The 22,906-nt window shown below is 32.4% G+C and carries 21 protein-coding genes; 10 read left to right on the top strand and 11 right to left on the bottom strand.

The window, feature by feature from the left end; all coding sequences use genetic code 11:
- Positions 1–98: 98 nt before the first annotated feature.
- A complete protein-coding gene (locus MHM83_RS06390; protein WP_239178890.1) occupies positions 99–2,306 on the bottom strand; it encodes an endonuclease MutS2 in 2,208 nt (735 codons plus the stop codon).
- A 37-nt stretch (positions 2,307–2,343) separates the two neighbouring features.
- Here MHM83_RS06390 and MHM83_RS06385 point away from each other — a divergent pair, with 37 nt between their 5' ends.
- Positions 2,344–3,009 carry a uracil-DNA glycosylase gene (locus MHM83_RS06385; RefSeq protein WP_239178889.1) on the top strand — a complete coding sequence of 222 codons (666 nt, stop codon included), beginning with the start codon at positions 2,344–2,346 and terminating at the stop codon, positions 3,007–3,009.
- Here the strand turns inward: MHM83_RS06385 and MHM83_RS06380 are convergent.
- The 6 genes from MHM83_RS06380 to MHM83_RS06355 form a co-directional block, all read right to left on the bottom strand.
- Positions 2,996–4,012, bottom strand: coding sequence for a glycosyltransferase family protein (locus tag MHM83_RS06380; RefSeq protein ID WP_239178888.1), 1,017 nt, complete (start codon positions 4,010–4,012; stop codon positions 2,996–2,998). The two genes, MHM83_RS06385 and MHM83_RS06380, sit on opposite strands and share 14 nt — an antisense overlap.
- A 95-nt stretch (positions 4,013–4,107) precedes the next feature.
- Entirely contained in the window at positions 4,108–4,980 is an 873-nt protein-coding gene (locus tag MHM83_RS06375; protein ID WP_073181162.1) for a UDP-2,3-diacylglucosamine diphosphatase, read from the bottom strand.
- A 166-nt stretch (positions 4,981–5,146) separates the two neighbouring features.
- On the bottom strand, positions 5,147–8,497 hold the full coding sequence (gene secA / locus MHM83_RS06370) for a preprotein translocase subunit SecA (RefSeq protein WP_239178887.1): 3,351 nt from the start codon (positions 8,495–8,497) through the stop codon (positions 5,147–5,149).
- Positions 8,498–8,623: 126 nt separating this feature from the next.
- Entirely contained in the window at positions 8,624–8,845 is a 222-nt protein-coding gene (locus tag MHM83_RS06365; RefSeq protein ID WP_047789198.1) for a DUF2795 domain-containing protein, read from the bottom strand.
- Positions 8,846–8,945: 100 nt separating this feature from the next.
- Complete coding sequence (locus MHM83_RS06360; RefSeq protein ID WP_239178886.1) at positions 8,946–9,518, bottom strand: cob(I)yrinic acid a,c-diamide adenosyltransferase; 573 nt, start codon at positions 9,516–9,518, stop codon at positions 8,946–8,948.
- A 23-nt stretch (positions 9,519–9,541) separates the two neighbouring features.
- Positions 9,542–9,946 carry an acyl-CoA thioesterase gene (locus tag MHM83_RS06355; RefSeq protein ID WP_239178885.1) on the bottom strand — a complete coding sequence of 135 codons (405 nt, stop codon included), beginning with the start codon at positions 9,944–9,946 and terminating at the stop codon, positions 9,542–9,544.
- Positions 9,947–10,121: 175 nt separating this feature from the next.
- Here MHM83_RS06355 and dnaA point away from each other — a divergent pair, with 175 nt between their 5' ends.
- From dnaA to MHM83_RS06340, 3 genes are read left to right on the top strand one after another with little or no spacing between them, the layout of a single operon-like run.
- Positions 10,122–11,546, top strand: a complete 1,425-nt coding sequence (gene dnaA / locus MHM83_RS06350) for a chromosomal replication initiator protein DnaA (RefSeq protein ID WP_173360836.1) — start codon at positions 10,122–10,124, stop codon at positions 11,544–11,546.
- Positions 11,547–11,582: 36 nt separating this feature from the next.
- Positions 11,583–12,041, top strand: a complete 459-nt coding sequence (locus tag MHM83_RS06345) for a low molecular weight protein-tyrosine-phosphatase (protein ID WP_239178884.1) — start codon at positions 11,583–11,585, stop codon at positions 12,039–12,041.
- A complete protein-coding gene (locus MHM83_RS06340) occupies positions 12,041–12,745 on the top strand; it encodes an SAM-dependent methyltransferase (protein WP_159492357.1) in 705 nt (234 codons plus the stop codon). Before MHM83_RS06345 ends, MHM83_RS06340 begins: the two co-directional genes overlap by 1 nt.
- Positions 12,746–12,794: 49 nt before the next feature.
- Here MHM83_RS06340 and MHM83_RS06335 read toward each other — a convergent pair whose 3' ends face one another.
- From MHM83_RS06335 to dapF, 4 genes are all read right to left on the bottom strand, one after another.
- On the bottom strand, positions 12,795–13,415 hold the full coding sequence (locus tag MHM83_RS06335) for a peptidoglycan-binding protein LysM (protein ID WP_073182625.1): 621 nt from the start codon (positions 13,413–13,415) through the stop codon (positions 12,795–12,797).
- A gap of 168 nt (positions 13,416–13,583) precedes the next feature.
- A complete protein-coding gene (mltG, locus tag MHM83_RS06330) occupies positions 13,584–14,612 on the bottom strand; it encodes an endolytic transglycosylase MltG (protein WP_239178883.1) in 1,029 nt (342 codons plus the stop codon).
- Entirely contained in the window at positions 14,605–15,129 is a 525-nt protein-coding gene (locus MHM83_RS06325; protein ID WP_047789192.1) for a GNAT family N-acetyltransferase, read from the bottom strand. Before MHM83_RS06325 ends, mltG begins: the two co-directional genes overlap by 8 nt.
- On the bottom strand, positions 15,129–15,905 hold the full coding sequence (dapF, locus tag MHM83_RS06320) for a diaminopimelate epimerase (RefSeq protein ID WP_239178882.1): 777 nt from the start codon (positions 15,903–15,905) through the stop codon (positions 15,129–15,131). The genes MHM83_RS06325 and dapF overlap by 1 nt, the downstream gene beginning before the upstream one ends.
- 136 nt (positions 15,906–16,041) lie before the next feature.
- On the opposite strand from dapF, the gene MHM83_RS06315 reads away from it, so the two are divergent.
- The 6 genes from MHM83_RS06315 (at position 16,042) to MHM83_RS06290 (ending at position 22,905) form a co-directional block, all read left to right on the top strand.
- Positions 16,042–17,424 (top strand): trypsin-like peptidase domain-containing protein, encoded by a 1,383-nt coding sequence (locus tag MHM83_RS06315; protein WP_159492353.1) that lies wholly within the window; start codon positions 16,042–16,044, stop codon positions 17,422–17,424.
- A 165-nt stretch (positions 17,425–17,589) separates the two neighbouring features.
- A complete protein-coding gene (locus MHM83_RS06310) occupies positions 17,590–19,032 on the top strand; it encodes a glyceraldehyde-3-phosphate dehydrogenase (protein WP_073181150.1) in 1,443 nt (480 codons plus the stop codon).
- A 93-nt stretch (positions 19,033–19,125) separates the two neighbouring features.
- A complete protein-coding gene (locus MHM83_RS06305; protein ID WP_047789188.1) occupies positions 19,126–19,488 on the top strand; it encodes a hypothetical protein in 363 nt (120 codons plus the stop codon).
- A 129-nt stretch (positions 19,489–19,617) separates the two neighbouring features.
- On the top strand, positions 19,618–20,178 hold the full coding sequence (locus tag MHM83_RS06300) for a hypothetical protein (protein WP_239178880.1): 561 nt from the start codon (positions 19,618–19,620) through the stop codon (positions 20,176–20,178).
- Between the two features lie 4 nt (positions 20,179–20,182).
- On the top strand, positions 20,183–22,180 hold the full coding sequence (gene ligA, locus MHM83_RS06295; protein WP_239178877.1) for an NAD-dependent DNA ligase LigA: 1,998 nt from the start codon (positions 20,183–20,185) through the stop codon (positions 22,178–22,180).
- A 68-nt stretch (positions 22,181–22,248) separates the two neighbouring features.
- A complete protein-coding gene (locus MHM83_RS06290; protein WP_239178876.1) occupies positions 22,249–22,905 on the top strand; it encodes a lysoplasmalogenase in 657 nt (218 codons plus the stop codon).
- Position 22,906 lies beyond the last annotated feature (1 nt).

The following is a 22,906-nucleotide window of genomic DNA, read 5'->3' as shown; positions in this document are numbered from 1 at the left end:
TATAGAGATTAGTGAAAAAGCTCAAATTGTTTTTACAATTTGAGCTTTTTAGTTTACTTATTTTTTTTAATGTGAACTTTTTGTGTATTATCAATGAATCATTTTTTAGCACGTTCCACTAATTCTAATTGTTCTATTTTAGCTTCTGTAGTAAATAACCCGTAATTAATAAAGGCTTTTTTCTTTTCTATTTTGTCAATAGTTCCTACAGCATTTCCGTCAATTAAACGAACTCTGTCATTTACTTTAAAAACATAGGCAGCTCTTTCTTTTGCAATTTTTTCTGCTTCTTTTTTCTTTTCTTCTCGAACTTTTACAACTTTTTGAAGTACTTCTTTTTCTACTTTTTTAATAGCTTCTTGTTGTTTTTGTGTAGCAACTTTTTCTTCTTTCTTTTCTGTTTTGGTTTTCTTCTTAGGTGGATTTTTCTTTATGTACTTGGTCTTTTCTGCCATTGCCCATTTAAAAAAACTAGCAGAAAGTTCTTTTTTATTATTTGTTTGGAAGTATTTATTAAGCATTTCATTAATATTCCTTCCCAAAGATAACATACGTTGGTTGTTATCGTATAACTCTTGAAAACCTTCTAACTTTTCACGTATTTTAAGTTCTTTCTCTTGTAGGTTTTCAATATGCTCTTGTCCTTTAGATTTTTGTTTGTTTAAACTTTCGGAAGTCTTTTGTAACCGATTTCGCTCCTTTTGAAGTTTGGAAATCGTCTTATCCAAACGAACTTTTTCGGTTTCTACACGTTTTTTAGCACGATTGATTAAGCTATACGGAATTCCGTTTTTCTGTGCTACTTCAAAGGTAAAAGAGCTCCCTGCTTGCCCAATATATAGTTTGTACAAAGGTTCTAAAGTACGCTCATCAAACTGCATATTGGCATTAGTAACATTATCCAATTCATCTGCTAATACTTTTAGGTTAGCATAGTGAGTGGTAATTATTCCAAAGGCTTTTTTCTCATAAAACTCTTCTAAGAAAATTTCAGCTAAAGCACCTCCTAACTCAGGATCAGAACCTGTACCAAACTCATCAATTAAAAACAAGGTATTGTCATTACACTTTCTTAAAAAGTAGCGCATGTTTTTTAATCGATAACTATAAGTACTCAATTGATTTTCGATAGATTGGTTGTCACCAATATCAGTCAAGATAGTATTGAAAAGTGTAGTTTCACTACGTTCATGTACAGGAATTAATAACCCGCTTTGGAGCATGACTTGTAACAAGCCAATTGTTTTTAACGTAATACTTTTACCACCAGCATTCGGACCTGAAATAACAATAATTTGTTGTTCTTCACCTAACTGAATAGTTTGCGGAATCGTTTCAATATTCTTAGCCTTGTTTTTTTGCCATAAAATAGGATGAAAAGCATTTTTTAGAAAGACCTTTTTTTCCTTCGTAATTTTAGGAAGTAGTCCGTTGATGCTTTTTGCATATTTTGCTTTAGCACCCACCATATCTAAATGTGTTAAAAAAGAAATATATTCAGTTAATAGCGGGGTAAAAGGTCTTATTTCAGTAGCTAAAGCTCTTAATATACGTACAACTTCTTGCTTCTCTTCATATAACAGGTTTTGTAACTCTCTACTGTAAGCCAACGTAGCTTGAGGAGCGATATATACAATATTACCTGATTTAGATGAACCTAATAAGCTACCCTTAACTTTACGTCTATGCATAGCCAAAACAGCCAGTACACGTTGGTTGTCGATAACAGTTTCTTTGATATCGTCTAAGTAACCACTCGAAATATTTTTACTCAAGGCACGAGAAAAACTTTCTGAGATTTTACCTCTAACCGCGCCAATATCTTTACGTATGTGTTTTAAAGCAGCAGAAGCATTATCGGCAACCTCACCATATGGAGTAATTATCTTCTTTATGCTATCTACAATTACTGTTGTAAACTCAACTTCATCACTTAGGGAAAATAATGTAGGGTAGTAGGTTTGAAACTTTTTTAAAAATTTCTTTTGCTCATTCACAGTTTCTGAAACAGCTGAAACCTTTAAGAAACCGTCTGTTTCTAAAAAACTATTTTCTATAGCAAGTCGCTTAATTTCTTCAGAAATATCTTCAAAATAATGATTCGGAATTCGGTTTTCATTTTCAAAAGAAGACAGATATTCATTTACCATATTCAATTCAAAAAATAATTTTCTTTTGTTTGAAATAGGTTGAATTAGCATTGTTTTCTCTTTTCCTAAATTAGAAATGCAATGTGTTGCAACTTGTTCTAAAACTGTTGTAAATTCTAAATCTTGAAGTGTTTTTTCTGTAATGTTTTTAGTCAAAATAGTATATTTGAAACCACGACAAAAATAACAAACAATGCAAGTAAAAATTAATGATAGCTGGAAAAATATTTTACAATCAGAATTTGAGAAACCGTATTTTGAAAATCTTACCAGTTTTGTTAAAAATGAATACTCAAAACATACGTGTTACCCAAAAGGGTCAGATATTTTCGCAGCGTTTGATTTTTGTGCGCTAGATGATTTAAAAGTAGTGATTTTGGGTCAAGATCCATACCATGGAGTAGGGCAGGCAAACGGATTGTGTTTTTCGGTACATGATGGTATTGCCCACCCACCATCGCTTATTAATATTTTTAAGGAAATAGAAAAAGACATAAATATTCCATATCCTAAGAGTGGTGATTTATCACGTTGGGCAAAACAAGGAGTGTTGCTATTAAATGCTACTTTAACGGTTAGAGCAGGAGAAGCAGGAAGCCATCAAAAACAAGGTTGGGAACAATTTACTGATGCTGTAATTGAGAAAATATCTGAAGAAAAAAAAGATGTCGTGTTTTTACTTTGGGGTGGTTTTGCTAAGAAAAAAGCAAAGCTTATTGATAAAAAGAAGCATCATATTTTAACCTCAGGTCATCCATCACCGTTAAGTGCCAACCGTGGGTATTGGTTTGGCAACAAACATTTTTCTAAAACCAATGATTTTTTACAAAGCATTGGTTCACCAACTATTCAATGGTAATTTCTGGTAAAATGGTTTTGTTATAATAGGGTAAAATAATTGCATCTAACATATCTTCGGTAACATCAGGGTAGTGGACTTCAACAATTTTATTTGAGTTAATCCACTTTTCAATTTTTGGTAATTGTTTTTTGCTTAGTTTTTTTACGACTGTAACTCCCATTTCTTTTAACGTAACAGCGTTGCATTGTTGTTCGTATTGATTTTTCATTGGAATAACCAATAGTTTTTTACGTAAGTATAAAGCCTCTGTAGGTGTTGCAAAACCTGCACCACAAATTATTCCTTTAGCAGAAGCCATGCTACGAATAAAAGCATCGTCGTTTATTGGTAGGATGGTAATATTATGAAAGAATTGATGTTCTTTTGTTTTTTTAGAAAACACCTGCCATTTTATGTCTTTTATGCTTGAAAGTACTTTGATTATTTTTTCATCACTATAAGAAGGTAAATACACTGTGTAATGTCCTTTGTTTGTAATATTTCTATAGCGAATTTCCTTACGGATAATAGGTAAGAAGGTTGAAGAGGAATGAGTTTTAAAGTGAAATCCGAATTTATTTTTTGCAGGTGCATAGTATTTAATAATCAAACGCTCTAACCTAAACCTTTTAAAAGCAGAGTTTTTTTCGTTTAACAAAGCATTTTGATTGCTCAAAGAAATAATGGGGACATTTCTAAATAAACATGCCCAAGCTGAGATAGGTTCAAAATCGTTAATAATTAAATCGTACTCTTTTACGGGAAGTGTTTTAACTTCTTTGTAAACCTTGTTAAGGCTTAAGTCTTTTAAGCTGCTAATTAGATCAATTCCACCTTTTTTACCAAAAACAAAACCTAAGCCATGTAATTTATATTTTATGTTGAAAGGAAGCTCTATTTCATATTGTGAGCCGCTAACCAATATGTCAACATCACCACGTCTTTGTAAATGTGGGATTATCTCTAAGGCTCTACTTGCATGTCCGTTTCCTGTTCCTTGAAAAGCGTATAATATTTTCATCTTTTTAAATTTTTATAATTGATTGTTTTTAGAAAATTACCTATTTAGTAGGTATTGACCATTTCCTAACTTAATGCCCATTATAAGCTTCATGATTATTGGGTTTTAATGTTAAACTCTTTAAGGAGTTCTGTAAAAAGTTCACTATTATTGTGTTCAGAACTAATGAGCTCTAGATCTTTTACAGAGTAGTTTAAATGAATATTTTTAGCGATCTCATCTTTTTCATATTCATATAAAGACCACGTTTTGTTTTTGTATTCCAGAGCAGTTAAGTTTTCTATCCAATCACCAGAATTTAAGTATACAGTACTTCCTTTTTCAGTTTTTATGGATCTTATCTCTGGTTGATGAATATGACCGCATACTACATAGTCATATCCCTCATCAATTGCAATGTCTGCAGCAGTAGTTTCAAAATTATTAATGAATTTAATGGCACTTTTTACACTGTTTTTAATTTTTTTTGAAAAAGATAATCGACCATAACCTAATTTATGACTACACCAGTTAACAGCGGTATTTATTAGGATTAAAAAATCGTACCCTTTACCTCCTAATTTAGCAAGCCATTTTGAATGTTGCATGGTAACATCAAAAACATCTCCGTGAAAGAACCATCCCTTTTTACCATCAATATCAAGTACTACTTTGTTCACGATTTCAAAGCTTCCTAAGCGAAAACCTTTAAACCTACGCAGCATTTCATCGTGATTTCCTGTGATGTAATACACTTTTGTTCCAGAAGTGATGAAATTCATCAATTGCTTAATGACTTTCATGTGTGGTTTAGGAAAGTAACGTTTGTTAAATTGCCAAATATCAATAATATCACCATTCAAAATTAATATTTTAGGGTTGATGGTTTTTAGATAATTATTGAGTTCAGTAGCTCTACAACCAAAAGTTCCTAAATGTACATCTGATATTACAGCAATATCTAATTTACGTTTTTTGTGTTTTTTCATTCTAAGTATACTTCGATGTTTACCAAAGTTACTTTTCGAATGTTTTTAAAAAGTGAAGTAATTATAAATTATTGGTAATAAAATCTTTACTAAAAAGTGTAGTGAATGTTATGTAAAAGTAAAAAGCTCGGTAAAAACCGAGCTTTTTATATAGTTTGTTTGAAGATTACTTGTTGTACAATACCCATTCTCCTTTTTCTAATAAAGGAATAGCTTGTTTGTACTTAACTTCTTTCTCTTCACCAGACATTACGTTTTTGATGGTAACTTTTTCGTTACGACCAATTTTTGGTTGCTCACGAACAACTGTTTCTACAACCTGTTGTTCCTGTGTTTGTTGGTTACGTGCATTGCTAATAGCTTGCTGTGTTGAGTTTTGAACTTCATCTTTACGTAAATCTAATTGCTCACGTTGTTGTTCACGAGCTTCAGATACTTGTGAAGCTTCTTGACTAGGTAGTTTTCCTTTAAATAAGAACGATAAAACTTCTTTATTTACTTTGTCAATCGTTTCTTGGAATAACTCAAAAGCTTCAAACTTATAAACCAATAATGGATCTTTTTGCTCGTACGTAGCATTTTGAACGGTTTGTTTCAGCTCATCCATTTTACGTAAGTGATCCTTCCAGTTTTCATCAATAATCGCTAAAGTGATGTTTTTCTCAAAATCGTTAACTAATGATTTTCCTTCACTTTCGTAAGCTTCTTTTAAATTGGTAACTACCTGTAATGTTTTAGAACCATCTGTAAAAGGAACAACAATACGCTCGTAACGGTCACCTTCGTTTTCAAAAACATTTTTAATTACTGGGAATGCATTTTCAGCATTTCTTTCCGCATCGTTTTTGTAGTGTTCTGTTACTATTTTGTATAGCTTGTCAATTAAATCTTGCTCTGATGTTTTATTGAATTCTTCTTCAGAAAAAGGAGAAGTCATTGCAGAGAAACGAATTAATTCGAACTCAAAGTTTTGGAAGTCTTTAGCGCCCTTATTTTGTCTTACAATTGAATCACAGGTATCGTAAATCATGTTTGCAATATCAATCTGTAAACGCTTTCCGTCTAAAGCATGACGACGACGTTTGTATACAAACTCACGCTGTGCGTTCATAATATCATCATACTCTAATAAACGCTTACGAATACCAAAGTTGTTTTCTTCTACTTTTTTCTGAGCTCTTTCAATAGATTTAGAAATCATAGAATGCTGAATTACTTCACCTTCTTTTAATCCCATTCTATCCATCATCTTCGCAATTCTTTCAGAACCAAATAAACGCATTAAGTTATCGTCTAAAGCTACATAGAATTGAGAAGAACCTACATCTCCTTGACGTCCTGCACGACCTCGTAACTGACGGTCTACACGACGAGAATCATGACGTTCTGTACCAATAATAGCTAAACCACCTGCTGCTTTAACTTCGTCAGATAATTTAATATCGGTACCACGACCAGCCATGTTTGTAGCAATGGTTACCACTCCTGGTTTACCAGCTTCGGCAACTACATCAGCTTCTCTTTTGTGTAATTTTGCATTTAAGATATTGTGAGGAATTTTACGAATTTGTAACATTCTTCCTAATAATTCAGAGATTTCAACCGAAGTAGTACCTACTAATACAGGTCTTCCTTCTCCAACTAATTTTACAATGTCTTCAATTACTGCGTTGTATTTTTCACGCGTAGTTTTATAAACTAAATCTTGTTTATCGTCTCTTTGAATTGGTTTGTTTGTAGGAATTTCAACAACATCTAGTTTATAAATTTCCCAGAATTCACCTGCTTCTGTAATCGCCGTACCTGTCATACCAGATAACTTACGGTACATTCTAAAGTAGTTTTGTAAAGTTACGGTAGCAAACGTTTGCGTAGCGTCTTCAATTTTTACATTCTCTTTAGCTTCAATGGCTTGGTGTAACCCATCAGAGTAACGACGACCGTCCATAATACGACCAGTTTGCTCATCTACAATCATTACCTTATTGTCCATAACCACATACTCCACGTCTTTTTCAAAAACCGTGTAGGCTTTTAAAAGTTGGTTCATGGTATGAATGCGCTCACTCTTCACACTAAATTCGCGATATAATTCTTCTTTTTGATCAGCTTTCTCTTCTGGAGTAGCATCGCTGTTATCTATTTGACCAACTTTTACACTAATATCTGGTAAAACGAAGAATGTTTCATTTTTTGTGATATCAGAAAGGTGTGCAATACCTTTATCAGTTAAATCAATTTGATTGTTCTTTTCTTCAATAGTAAACCATAATTCTGCATCAACTTCAGGCATTAGCTTGTTGTTGTCTTGCATGTAAAAGTTTTCAGTTTTTTGAAGAATTTGTTTAACTCCTTCTTGAGATAAAAACTTAATTAAGGCTTTGTTTTTAGGAAGACCTCTGTAAACTCTTAATAATAAGAAACCACCTTCTTTGGTGTCTCCTTCTTTAATTAAACGTTTAGCTTCAGCTAAAACACCTACTAAGTATTTATTTTGAATAGAAACTAAATCGGCAACTAGAGGCTTTAATTCATTAAATTCATGATTGTCTCCTTGTGGCACAGGACCAGAAATAATTAACGGAGTACGAGCGTCATCAATTAAAACAGAATCCACCTCATCAATAATAGCATAGTTTGGTGCACGTTGTACCAAGTCTTTTTTAGAGTTAGCCATGTTATCACGCAAGTAGTCGAAACCAAACTCATTGTTAGTTCCGTAAGTAATATCAGCATTATAAGCCTCTCTACGTGCTTCAGAATTTGGTTGGTGGAAATCAATACAGTCAGTACTTAAGCCGTGGAACTCAAAAATAGGAGCCATCCACGCACGGTCACGTTTTGCTAAGTAGTCGTTTACAGTAACAACATGAACTCCGTTACCAGTTAAAGCATTTAAGTATACTGGAAGCGTAGAAACTAAGGTTTTACCTTCCCCTGTCATCATTTCGGCAATTTTACCTTGGTGTAATACAGATCCACCAATTAATTGTACATCGTAGTGAATCATGTCCCAAATTACTTCTTTACCAGCAGCATCCCATGAGTTAGCCCAAAAAGCTTTGTCTTCTTCTAAAGTAATGTGTTCTCTAGTAGCTGATAATTCTCTATCAAAAGGAGTGGCAGTTACTTCTAATTCAGTATTGTTAGCAAAACGTTTTGCTGTTTCTTTCACAACAGCAAAGGCCTCTGGCATAATATCTAATAAAACAGCTTCAGATGCTTCGTAAGCTTCGTCTTTTAATTTATCAATTTCAGTATAAATTTCTTCTTGACGATCGATGTCTGCTTTTTTAGCTTCTTCCTCAAGCTCAGCTATTTTATCGTTAAAAAATTTGGTAGCATCTTTAATTTTCGATTTAAATTCGATCGTTTTTGCCCGTAATTCATCATTTGATAAACTGTTTAATGAATTTTCAAAAGATCGTACTTTTTCAACGATCGGTTGTAGTGATTTTAGGTCCTTTTGTTGTTTGTCTCCAACAAATAGTTTTATAATCGAATTTAAAACGCTCATTTGTAAAATATTGTTTTATAGCTAATTAAGTTGTTTTTAATTAGCGTTTTTTGTGTTTTTATTGAGTGCTTAAAAGTAAGCAAAAAAAAAGCCTCTGTAAAAGAGACTTTTTATTATTTATTTTTTCTAGTATTCATCTTCATTCCAAAGATAATCTTCTTCTGTAGGGTAATCTGGCCAAATTTCAATAATAGAATCGTACGCCTCACCTTCATCTTCGATATCTTGTAAGTTTTCTACCACTTCTAACGGTGCTCCAGTACGAATAGCGTAATCAATTAATTCGTCTTTAGTTGCAGGCCAGGGTGCATCTGCTAAATAAGATGCTAATTCAAGTGTCCAATACATTTCTTTATCTGTTTAATAAGATTTTCCGCAAAAATAATTTTTTTTTGTAAAAAGTCAAGTTTTTTTTAAAAAATGTGAAATTAATAATTAAAGAACTTAGTTATAGCTTTTCAGGAATCCATTTAATTTCCTCAGCTTGTAAGTCTTGGGTCAACTTCCGTGCCAACACAAAAAGGTAGTCAGAAAGTCGGTTTAAATACTTTAAAACAGTATCGCTAATTGCCTCTTTTTCGTTTAAAGCCACAGCCAATCGTTCCGATCTACGGCATACGCAGCGTGCTATGTGACAAAATGACACGGTTTGATGACCGCCTGGTAATACAAAGTGTGTCATTTGAGGTAGGTCTTTATTCATAAGGTCAATTTCGTCTTCTAAGAACTGAATTGACTCTTCGTTAATCTTGGGAATATTTAAGCGTTCTTTACCACTTTTTAAAGTTTCCTTTTCTGGAGGAGTAGCTAACATGGCACCTAATGTGAATAAATCGCTTTGAATTTTTGTTAATTTCTTTTTTAGAGTTTCGTCAATATTTTGATCTCTAATTAACCCAATGTAAGAGTTAAGTTCATCAACGGTTCCATAGCTTTCTATTCGTAAGTGGTGTTTAGGTACTCGAGTACCACCAAATAGGGCAGTGGTACCTTTATCACCTGTTTTAGTATATATTTTCATATGTTTTTTATTGGTTTGATTAATTATTTTAAGATAGCCAATTTATCTAAAATATAATCAGGACAACGTATAGGTTTTTTTGTTTTATTGTTAATAAATGCTAACACAGTATTTCCAGTTGAAATTAGGTCGTTATTTTGATTGGTAATTTCATAGTCGAATTCAATTTTTACTGAAGGTGTTTTTTTTAAAATGGTTGTAATGGTTAATTCATCGTCGTATAATGCTGATTTTTTAAAGTTACAAGATAAAGATATAACAGGTAACATGATTCCTGTTTTTTCCATATATTTGTAGGTAACGCCCAGAGAACGTAACCATTCGGTGCGACCAATCTCAAAAAACTGTGCGTAGTTCCCATGGTAAACTACTCCCATTTGATCAGTTTCAGCATACCGAACACGTATAGATGTATAATGTTTTTGCAAAAGATTATTTTATTTTTAATTGCACTAACATTACGTAAAAAAAAATAAAAGTCAATAGTGATTTGATTTTTTTATACTGAAATTTATTCACACTTTTGTTCGCCCAGACATTGGTGTTTGGTGTCCCCTAAATCTGAATAAAAATTAACAACTAAAAAATTGATTTTTACCGCATATGACTAAAACAGCCGATTCAGTTTGGATGGAATGTTTGTCTTTTATAGAAGACAACATTAAGCCGCAGGCATATAAAACTTGGTTTGAGCCTATAAAGCCAATTAAATTGGCAGGGGAAGCATTGACGGTTCAGGTTCCTAGTAAGTTTTTTTATGAGTGGCTAGAAGAGCATTACATCAAACTGTTAAGAGTAGCTTTGGTTCGTCAGTTAGGTAATGATGCTAAGCTAATTTATGATGTACGTATGGAAAATACGTATAGTAGTAATAGTCCGCAAACAGTAAAAATACCTAGTTCAAATCGTAATCCGTTAAAACCACAAAAAGTAACCGTTCCGTTAGAATCAAAACGAGAACTAAAAAATCCATTTGTAATTCCTGGCTTGCAAAAAGTAAAGATAGAATCTCAACTAAACCCAAATTATAACTTTGTAAATTTTGTTGAAGGAGATTCAAATAGATTAGCACGTTCTGCAGGTATGGCTGTGGCCAATAAACCAGGAGGAACTTCATTTAACCCATTACTAATATATGGTGGAGTTGGATTAGGAAAAACACACTTAGCTCACGCTATTGGTGTTGAGATTAAAGATAAATATCCAGATAAAACGGTATTGTATATTTCTTCTGAAAAATTTACACAACAGTTTATTGATTCTGTAAAATCAAATACCAGAAATGATTTTATTCATTTCTATCAAATGATTGATGTGTTGATTATTGATGATGTGCAGTTTTTATCAGGAAAAGCTGGTACGCAAGATGTGTTCTTCCATATTTTTAATCATCTACATCAAAATGGAAAACAGGTTATTTTAACTTCGGATAAAGCACCTGTTGATATGCAAGATATCGAACAACGGTTATTATCTCGTTTTAAATGGGGGTTATCAGCTGAGTTACAAGCACCTGATTACGAAACAAGAATTTCAATCTTACAAAACAAATTGTATAGAGATGGTGTTGAAATGCCTGAAGAAATTGTTGAGTATATAGCAAAGAATATAAAGTCGAATGTTCGTGAGTTAGAAGGAGTGATAATTTCAATGATAGCTCAAGCTTCTTTTAATAGAAAAGAGTTTACAATTGAATTAGCAAAGCAGATTGTAGATAAATTTGTTAAGAACACGAAAAAAGAACTGTCTATTGATTACATTCAAAAAGTAGTATCGAAATACTTTGATATGGATGTGGCAACCTTACAGTCAAAAACACGTAAGCGTCATATTGTACAGGCTCGTCAGTTAGCGATGTACTTTGCTAAACGTATGACAAAATCATCGTTAGCAAGCATTGGAAGTCAAATAGGTAAAAGAGATCACGCTACTGTATTACATGCGTGCAAAACTGTAGATAATTTGACTGAAACTGATAAGCAGTTTAAAAAGTATGTAGAAGACTTAACAAAAAAGTTAACTTTATAAACAACGAACCTCACCTAGTGAGGTTTTTTTATGAGTATGAAAAAAATATTAATGGTTTGTTTAGGTAATATTTGCCGATCTCCTCTTGCTGAGGGAATTTTAAAATCTAAATTATCATCTGAAAGTTTTATAGTTGATTCTGCCGGTACTGCGGGTTGTCATGTAGGTGAATTACCTGATGGGCGCTCTATTGAAGTAGCTAGAAAATATGGGATAGATATTACCAATCAACGTTCAAGAAAATTTACAAAAGCTGATTTTGATAAGTTTGACATGATTTTTGCAATGGATCAAAATAATTATGCAGATATTGTAGCTTTGTCTGAAAATGAAGAGCAACATGAAAAAGTAAAGATGATTTTGAACGAATTGTATCCTGATGGAAACAGGAGTGTTCCAGATCCTTACTATGGAGGAGATCAAGGTTTTGAAAACGTGTATAAAATGTTAGACGAAGCGTGTGAAATTATAGCTTCAAAATTAGAACAGAAATAATGAAAGGTAAATTATACTTGATTCCCACAACTTTAGGTGATACTGAGCCATTAGAGGTGATGCCATTATCAGTAAAAAAGGTAGTAGAACAATTAGATTATTTTATTGTTGAAAACGAAAAGTCTGCTCGAAGGTTCATTAAAAGAATTACACCAACAAAATCACAACCTTCATTGGAGTTGATGTTGTTAGATAAGTATTCTGATGATTTAGAAACTAAGAATTATTTAGATGTTTGTGAAAAAGGAATATCAGTAGGTTTGCTTTCTGAAGCAGGTGTGCCAGCAGTAGCAGATCCAGGCGCAAGTATTGTTAAGTTGGCGCATCAAAAAGGGATTCAAGTAGTTCCATTGGTAGGACCTTCTTCTATTTTGTTGGCAATTATGGCGTCTGGTATGAATGGGCAGAGTTTTGCGTTTAACGGATATTTACCTATTGATAAGTCAGACAGAAAAAAAGCAATTAAAGATTTAGAGAAGCTTTCAAAAGAAAAAAATCAGTCACAGCTTTTTATCGAAACTCCTTACAGGAATGAAAAAATGTTAGATGATTTACGCGCTACTTTGTCTCCTGATACAAGAGTTTGTGTGGCGTGTGATATAACACTTCCAACAGAATATATTAAAACACTAACGATAAAAGAGTGGAAGCAGGTAAAGACTGATTTACATAAGCGACCAGCAATTTTTATCATTCATAAATAAAAAAAGCATCGATTTAATCGATGCTTTTTTTATATCTTCGGTTATTTGGTTAAACTGTTGGTTTTTTGTTGGCTTTGATGTTGGAAACATCATAACCAGCAAACTTTTTAAGGTATGATTGTATAGAGGTTCCATAGGCATCGTTAAAACGGATAGATCCATTTGAACGTAAGAACTTTTTTACATTACCAGCGCCACTTAAGTGCGCTGCTGCTAAAATACCAGATTCGGTTATTTTAACTCCATTAATAGTTTTACCAACACTTCTTTTAATGTCTTTTCTTAAGATCCATTTGTTTAATTTACAGTACGCTACAAATGTGCGTTCTTGTAATTCTGGGTTTCTAAGAAAATGAGTGGTATTGTAAATTCTAAATCTCTTTAGGGTTTCTTTACCAAATTGGTATTTCCCTAAATATCCAAGTGTATTAACTACTCTGTACCTACCTTGTGATTCTTTAAAAGCTAAGGCTTCTTTAAATCCTACAAAATCATTTAATAAAAAAGGAATGTTTACCTTTTCTACCTTGTGAATTGGTATTGGCGTTGTTGTAGTAGTTTTTTCTTTTTTAGTTGTAGTCTCTGTAAAACTGGTTAATAATACAAATCCTAAAAATACTAATACTAAATGTCTGATAATTAAATACTTTCTGTTTAGCGCAGCAAAGATACGGTAAATTTTTATAACAGGCTATAAATCAATAATTTACAGTTTTTTAGCTGTTGATGATAAAGCTGTTTTCCTGTGTTTTTTTTAGGTAAAAACCAAAAAAAACTATTTTATATTAACTTTTTAATAATGTTTTATTGAAATTGATGAGAATAAAATTTTGTTAATTTATCTCTTTATTCCTTGTTGATTTATCCATTGTTGATATTTCACTGCATTTCGATTGTGTTGTGCTAAAGAGTTAGCAAATTCATGAAAGCCAATTTTATCAACACTAGCACACATGTAGTAATAATTGTGTTTTTGATGGTTTAAAACAGCATCAATAGATGAAATATCTGGCATTGCAATCAAAGTAGGAGGAAGTCCTGTGTTTTTATAAGTATTGTAAGGAGAGTCTATCACTAAATCTTTGTTTAAAACCCTTTTTACAACAAAATCTTGTCCTTTAACTTCTTTAATTGCATATATAACTGTTGGGTCGGCTTGTAAAGGCCAATTATCTCTTAATCTATTTAGATACAAACCAGCCACGACAGGGCGTTCTATTTTTTTAGCTGTTTCTTTCTGAACGATAGAAGCTAATGTAATTACCTCTTCTTTTGAAAGGTTTAGTTTTTTAGCTTTTTCTAACCTAGCAGAAGTCCAAAAACGATTGTATTCGCGTAGCATTTTATCGCGAAATTTTTCAGCAGAAGTATTCCAATAAAACTCATAACTATTCGGAATGTACATTCCTAATGCAGATTTTTCAGTAAATTTATTGGTAGCTAAAAAAGAAGGATCTTGCATAGCTTGTAATAAAGAAATAGAGTCTGCTTCAATTTGTTCAGCTATTCTTCCTGCTAATTTTTCTAAAGTATCTTGATTGTTGAATGATAGGATAATAGGTGTTTGATTTCCACTACGTAAAAGGTTTATAACATCATTCATGTTCATCCCTTTTTTTAGTAAATATTTTCCACCTTTGGGTTGTGTGAATTTTTTCTTTTCAGCAACCCAAACAAAATTTTCAGGATGTTTGACAAACTCAGAAAGTTGTTTCTTCACATCTATAAAAGAGGCTTTAGAGCCTATGTATATAGCTCCATCTTTAGTAACAGCTTTACCAAAGATTTTTTGATAGTAGTTAAATCCAATAATTCCGCCAATTAAAAAAATAGCAGCAATACCTCCTAAAATAATTTTCTTATTCATTTATTAGTTGAAATAATAGTTCGTCTTTATATGTTTCATTATGAAATATCCAATCTTTTTTAATACCAGTTTGCTTAAAGTTTTGTTTTTCAAAAAGATGTAAGCTACTAGTATTGTCACTAGTGATATTTGCATATAGTTGATGTAAATGCAAATGTATAAAACAGTACTTTATTAGTAACTGTAAAGCTTCAGAGGCAAACCCCTTCTGCTGAAAGTCAGGATGAATTAAAATTCCGATACCAGCTCTTTTATGTTGCGGGTTAAAATCGAACAAATCTATCATCCCAATAGATTTACCAGTCACTTTATCATCAATAACTAATCGTAATTGTTTAGCTTCATAAATATCTAAGTGAGCGTTTTCTAAATATTGCTTCAGTAAAAATTTAGAAAAAGGAGTCTGTGTATGACTCACTTCCCAAAAAGATTCATTATTTTCAATTTGAAATAAAAACTCTAAATCTTCAGGTTCTAAGGCTCTTAACTTGATATGTGTTCCAGTTAACGTATGCACTAAATATTTATTTTACCCTCAAATACAAATGTAGCGGGACCTTTTAAAAATACATTCGAATAAACTCCGTCTTGTTCTTCAAAAGAAACTTCTAATTCCCCGCCTTCAACAGGCAAGATTATAGATGAACTGTTGGTTTTTTTAGTAGCATGCATGGCTATAGCAACGGCAGTAACACCCGTTCCGCAGGCTAAAGTCTCATTTTCTACGCCACGCTCGTAGGTACGTACTTTAAAAGTGTTATTTGTTATTTGTTCTACAAAATTAACGTTGCTACCTTCGGCACCATAAATTTCATTCCTGATTTTTTTTCCATTTGAAAACACGTCATAATTAGTAAGGTCGTTTACTAACTGAACATGGTGTGGCGATCCTGTATTGGTAAAAACGTATTTATCAAAAACAGTTACCTTGTCAACATCAATCATTTGTAAAGAAACAAGGTTGTTAGAAATAGAGGCATGATGCAGCCCGTCAATAGCAATAAAAGTAGTTTCGGTTTCAAAAAGTCCAAGTTTATGAGCAAAAGCCACAATACAGCGTCCACCATTACCACACATAGTACTTTCATTACCATCAGAGTTATAATATACCATTTTAAAATCGGTAGTATTATCTTCTTCAAGTAATATAAGACCATCAGCTCCGATACCAAAGTGTCTATCACATAATTTTGCAATTATGTCAGTTTTATTTTTTGGAAGGGTTTTTGAGCGATTATCAATTATGATAAAATCGTTACCAGTTCCTTGGTATTTGTAAAATTCTAAATCCATAATAAAGGACAAAGATACATATTTTATGAAGGAAAGAGGACTGTTAAATAGCGGTTAAAATCAGTTAAATAGAAGTTAAACACATTTACTTGAAATGTTAAAATTGTATATTTGAAGTATAAAATTTTGTAAGCATATGAAGAAAATTATTGGAACTTTAGGAATTGCGATTTTAGGAGGCGCAATAGCACTTGCAGGATACAAAACACTAATAGAAGAACCGCAAGTAATAGTAGAGAAAGAGGTAGAGCCAACAATGCAAACTGTAAAGGCAAGTTATACACCAACAATAATAAACTCAACATCAACACCAACAGATTTTACAGAAGCAGCTGATAAAACAGTACATGCGGTGGTTCATGTTAAAAATACATCTATAAGAACACAACAAGATCCTTATAGTTTTTTCTTTGGAGGAAATGGTACAAGGAAATACCAACAAGTTGGTACAGGTAGCGGTGTAATTATTTCTCCTGATGGATATATTGTAACTAATAATCATGTGATTGAAGGAGCAAGTGATATTGAGATTACGTTAAACAATCAGAAAAAAATAAAAGCGGAATTAATAGGGGCTGATAAAGCGAATGATATAGCATTGTTAAAAGTAGAAGCTGACTTTGAATTACCAAATTTACCTTTTGGAAATTCTGATAATATTAAAGTAGGAGAATGGGTATTAGCAGTAGGAAATCCCTATAATTTAACATCTACTGTTACTGCAGGTATTGTAAGTGCAAAAGGGCGTGATTTAAATGGTAACACAAACATAGATTCATTTATTCAAACAGACGCTGCTGTAAATCCAGGAAACAGTGGAGGAGCGTTAGTGAATACAAGAGGTGAATTAATAGGAATCAATACAGCTATTTCTTCAAGAACAGGCTCTTTTATAGGGTATTCATTTGCAGTACCTTCAAACATTGCTAAAAAAATAGTAGATGATTTACTAGAGTTTGGAATGGTACAACAAGCTGTTTTAGGAATTAATGTAGATATTGAAGCAGTAAATATTGAAGGAGTAAAAATAGGAGAAGTTTTAGAAGAAGGAGGGGCTAAAAAAGCTGGCTTGGAAGAAGGAGATATTATAACAAAAGTAAACGATATAAAGATTTCTAAGTTTTCAGATTTAAAAGGACAGTTAACGGCAAAAAGACCTGGAGAATATGTGAATTTAACAATTGATAGAGATGGAGAAGAGTTGACTAAAGTAGTTAAATTAACCAAGCTTATAAAGTTACCAGTAAGTAGAGTTTTAGAAACAGAGTTTGAAGATCTTACAAAAGAAGATAGGGAAAAGTTTAAATTAGATGGAGGAGCTAAAATTAAAAGAACTCAAAATATAGCTTTTAAACAATTTGAAGTGGGAAAAGGGTATATTTTAACCAAAATTAATGGGAAAAAAGTAAGTAATGCAAAAGAAGCTGTTAGTATGTTAGATCGTTCGTATGGTAGTGGTAAAAGGCTTTTATTAGAGATGATTAGTCCATCAGGTCAAATAGAACGATTTAGGTATTAGGTTAATGAAAAAAATATTTAGAAGAATAAACTATATATACTAAATAAAAAAAAGTCCTGTTAAAACGATTTTTAACAGGGCTTTTTTCTTTTGTAAAACCAACAATAAATAAAGAAGAAATACCTATTTTTGCAAAAATTTTTTAATTTTAGTTAACACACAACTATGTCAACAATAACAAATTACGAAAAAGAAGTAGTAAATCAAGCACAAGTTCGAAGAGCTACGGTTGAGTTTATAAACATCGTTAACGATTTATGGTACGATAAATCTATCGAGTTAGTATTATTTAGAAATCCATTGGTAGATAAAAGAGCTAGTGAGGTTTTAAATTTAATCGATTATGCTAAAGAATTTGTAGCGAAGCCAATAACAATAGAAGATGCTTTAGAAATAGCTAAATCAATTCAATCAATTGATTTACCACCATCAAAATTAGATATTGGTAAATTAGCATACGAATATCATTTACAAGATGAAGCATCGGTAGATAAAATAGCTTTTGTAAAAGAGCAATTAAAAGATGCTACTGAAGCAGAAAATATTCAACCAAAAGACGTAGTATTATACGGTTTTGGACGTATTGGTCGTTTATTAGCTCGTGAGTTGAGCAGTAAAATGGGTAAAGGTTCTCAATTACGATTAAGAGCTGTAGTAACTCGTGGTAAAATAGATCAAACAGTATTAGAAAAAAGAGCTTCTTTGTTAAGTGTAGATTCTGTACATGGAGATTTCTTAGGAACAGTTCAGGTAGATGCTGATAACAACGCTTTAATCATTAACGGTACAACTGTTTACATGATTTCTGCTGCACAACCAGAAGATATTGATTATACGCAATATGGAATTAACGATGCGTTAATTATTGATAACACAGGAGCTTTTAGAGATGAAGAAGCATTAAGTCGTCACTTAAAAGCAAAAGGAGCAAGTAAAGTATTATTAACAGCTCCAGGTGCAGGTGTACCTAACATTGTTCACGGTGTAAACCATGAAGAAAATAACCCTGATAATATCGATATTTTCTCAGCAGCTTCATGTACTACCAATGCTATTACACCAGTATTAAAAGTGTTAGAAGATAACTTCGGAATAAAAAAAGGACACTTAGAAACAATTCATGCATATACAAACGATCAAAACTTGGTTGATAACATGCATAAGAAATACCGTAGAGGTAGAGCTGCTGCGTTAAACATGGTAATTACAGAAACAGGGGCAGGAAAAGCAGTAGCAAAAGCATTACCAGCATTAGCGGGTAAGTTAACCTCAAGTGCTATTCGTGTACCAGTGCCTAACGGATCGTTAGCAATCTTAAACTTACAATTAAATACTCCAGCAACAGTAGAGTCAGTAAACGCTATCATGAAGCAGTATGCCTTAGAAGGAGATTTGGTAGAGCAAATTCAATACTCATTAAGTAATGAATTAGTGTCTTCTGATATTGTAGGAACAACAGCACCATCTATTTTCGACAGTAAAGCAACAATAGCTGACGGAGATACTATCGTAATTTATGTATGGTACGATAATGAATATGGTTATTCACATCAAGTAATGCGTTTAGCAAAGCATATAGCTAAAGTACGTCGTTATACCTATTATTAATATACTTTTAAAGTATATAAAAAGCTGAAGTATTGATTTACTTCAGCTTTTTTATTATATTTGAATAAAGAATAACCCCTAAATATCCCCTTAATGAAAAAAGTAGTAATATTACTATTTCTAGTGCTTGGTGTTAGCTCACTAAGCCATTCACAAGAACTGAGAACATTAGTGTCTGGTAAGTGGTTCGTAGATTCAATGAAAATTGGAAATGAAAAATTCGAGTTTTTGAATGGTAGTAATTGGTTAGAATTAAACTCTGATGGAAGGTATCATGTAATGATGAGTAATAAAGAAGAGAATGGTACATGGAAATTGATAACCGATAAAAATGAGTTAGAGTTTGATGATAAAAGCTTTGATAAAAATTTAAAAATTGAAAAAATTAGTGAAACAATGTTATTAGTTTCAGCAAAAAATGAAGAAACCATCTATACTATGTGGTTAAAAAAATAAACTATACACATAGTTTATTTTTTAACGACCGAGGTAAGGGATTACCTCGGTTTTTTGTTTTTTACTCGTATACTACTTTAGTGTATACCACTCGTATCTTTTTATTAAATTAGCATCAAAATAAAAAAAATGAAAGTAGTACTTACACCAATGTTGTTATTATTTGCAGCAATAACAACCGCACAATCCAAATTACCATATTACGAAATTCCAAAAGAAGAAAAAGAGTTTACTGCGGGTTCTGTGATTAGTAGAATGATAGATGGATTAGGATTTCGTTATTATTGGGCGACAGAAGGTTTAACTGAGAAAGATTTAGAGTATAAACCAAGCACTGAAGCAAAAACGACAGGAGAAACAATAGATCATGTGTTAAGTTTATCGCAGGTAATTTTAAATGCTGCTTTAAGTAAACCTAATGAAAAAAAACAGGTTAAAATGACCTTTGGTGAAAAAAGAAAAATAACCTTAGAAAACTTAAAGCGAGCTAGTGATATTTTAAGAAGTAGTGATGATGTGTCACAATTCAAAATAATCTTTGGAGAAAAAGAATTTCCATTATGGAATGCAATTAATGGTCCAATAGCAGATGCTATTTGGCATGCAGGTCAGTTAGCTTCATTCAGAAGAGCATCAGGAAACCCAATCAATTCAAAAATAAATCATTTTACAGGTACCGTTAGAAAATAATTTAATGACAGTTCAGGAGAAGATACAACAATTAAGAGAAGAGTTACACAAACATAATCATAGTTATTATGTGTTGGATGCACCAACCATATCAGATTATGAATTTGATATTAAGTTAAAAGAGCTTCAGCAGTTAGAAGACGAAAATCCAGAATATTTTGATTCAAATTCCCCAACGCAACGAGTAGGAGGAGAAGTAACTAAAAACTTTGAAACGGTTACTCACAAACATAGAATGTATTCGTTAGACAATTCGTATTCTAAAGAAGATTTGTTAGATTGGGAAAAACGTGTCCAGAAAATTTTAGGAACCGATGAAGTTGAATATACCTGTGAATTAAAATACGATGGAGCTTCAATAAATCTTACTTATGAGAATGGTGAGTTTGTACAAGCAGTTACTCGTGGAGACGGTTTTCAAGGAGATAATGTAACGACTAATATTCGCACCATAAAATCCATTCCATTATTACTAAATAACGACTTTGTTTCTGATTTTGAAATGCGAGGAGAAATCATTTTACCGTTAGACGGATTTAATAAAATGAATGAAGAACGTATTGCGAAAGATGAAGAACCATATCGAAACCCGCGTAATACCGCTAGTGGAAGCTTGAAGCTACAAGATAGTGCAGAAGTAGCAAAAAGACCACTAGATTGTTTGTTGTATCAATTAGTGACAAGAGAACGTAAATATGCTTCGCATTTTGAAAGTTTAGAAGCCGCCAGAAAAGTTGGATTTAAAATTCCAGACACTATTGTTTTAGCTAAGTCGATTGAAGAGGTGTTAGATTTTGTAAACGAGTGGGATGTTAAACGTCACACGTTACCTTATGAAACGGATGGAGTAGTGGTAAAAGTAAATTCGTTTCAGCAACAAGACGAACTAGGTTATACTTCAAAAGCACCTCGTTGGGCAATTGCTTATAAATTTAAAGCAGAGCAAGTTTCAACAGTATTAAATGAAATTACCTATCAAGTAGGTAGAACAGGAGCAATAACACCTGTAGCAAACTTAGAACCTGTACAATTAGCTGGAACGATTGTAAAGAGAGCTTCATTACATAACGCTGATCAAATAGCGAAGCTAGATGTACGAATAGGAGATACGGTTTTCGTAGAAAAAGGCGGAGAAATTATTCCGAAAATTATTGCTGTTGATTTAACAAAGCGACCAGAAGAATCTGTTCCTACACAATATGCAACCCATTGCCCCGAATGTAATACTGAATTGATTAGAACTGAAGGAGATGCGAAGCATTATTGTCCGAACGAATTTGGATGTGCACCGCAAATTACAGGTAGAATCAAGCATTTTATCAGTAGAAAAGCCATGGATATTGATGGCTTAGGAGGAGAAACGGTTGATTTATTACGCAAAGAAGGACTGATAAAGAACTACGCAGATTTATATGACTTAACGGTAGAACAAGTTGTTCCGTTAGAGCGAATGGCTGAAAAATCAGCACAAAATATGATTGAAGGAATTGAAAAATCAAAAGAAATTCCGTTTGAAAAAGTGTTGTTTGCTTTAGGAATCCGTTTTGTTGGCGAAACTGTAGCTAAAAAGTTAGCAAAACACTTTAAGTCAATCGATAATTTAATGAATGCCGATTTGGAAACCTTAATTGCTGTTGATGAAATTGGTGATAGAATAGCACAAAGTATTATTGATTTTTCGAACAATTTAGGGAACATAGACTTAATAAACCGATTAAAATCACACGGAGTTCAACTAGAAGTTTCAGCAGAAAGTTTAGAAGGACAAACAGATAAGTTAGCTGGGAAAGTATTTGTCGTTTCAGGAGTTTTTCATCAAATGAGTAGAACTGAACTTAAAAAAGCAATTGAAGACAACGGTGGTAAGGTGTCGAGTTCCATTTCTAAAAAAACTACATATATTGTAGCAGGTGATAATATGGGACCGAGTAAACTTACTAAAGCTGAAAGTTTAGGTATTTCAATTATTTCTGAACAAGATTTTATTGATATGATTGCTTAGTTTTTAGACAGTAGACAGTAGGCAGTGAAAATTAAAAAACTAATTTATCTAACACCTAACATTAAGAAATGACCAAACAAACTAAAATAACCCTAGCTTCCATCGTTTTTTTATTGGTTGCTATTACCGATGTGTATGCAGTAATTACACAAAATAAAACAATAGAAATGATTTTTAAACCGTTATTAATGACATCACTAGCGGTAGTGTATTTGGTATCGGTAAGTAAGCATCGTTTCTGGTTGTTATCGGCTTTGTTTTTTTCGTTTTGGGGTGATGTTTTCTTGCTTGATAAAACAAACTTTTTTGTATTTGGTTTGGCCTCGTTTTTAGTAGCACATGTTGTTTATATTAAAATAACGACAAGCTTTTTGTATAAGGATTCAGTAGTTAAAATACTAACATCAGCAATTCCCTTTGTATTGTTATTTGTTGGGTTATTAAGCTTAATTTATAATAATTTAGGAGACATGTTGCTACCTGTATTAGTGTACGGAATAGCTATTTCAACTTTTGGAACAGCAGCATTACTAAATTATCGTCAGCAAAAAAACACAGCGAATTCATGGTTGTTGTTAGGAGCTGTTTTGTTTATTGCTTCTGATAGCCTTATAGCATTGAATAACTTTTATACACCTAAAAGGTTGTTTGATATTGCTATAATTGTCCTGTATGTCGTTTCTCAATACTTAATTGTTAAAGCAATTATAGCTAAAGAAAATTAAA

The organism is Tenacibaculum sp. Mcav3-52 (assembly GCF_022347665.1).
GTDB lineage: Bacteria > Bacteroidota > Bacteroidia > Flavobacteriales > Flavobacteriaceae > Polaribacter > Polaribacter mesophilus.
Note: the sequence above shows the minus strand (reverse complement) of the source record. Positions and strands in the feature narration are given on the sequence as shown.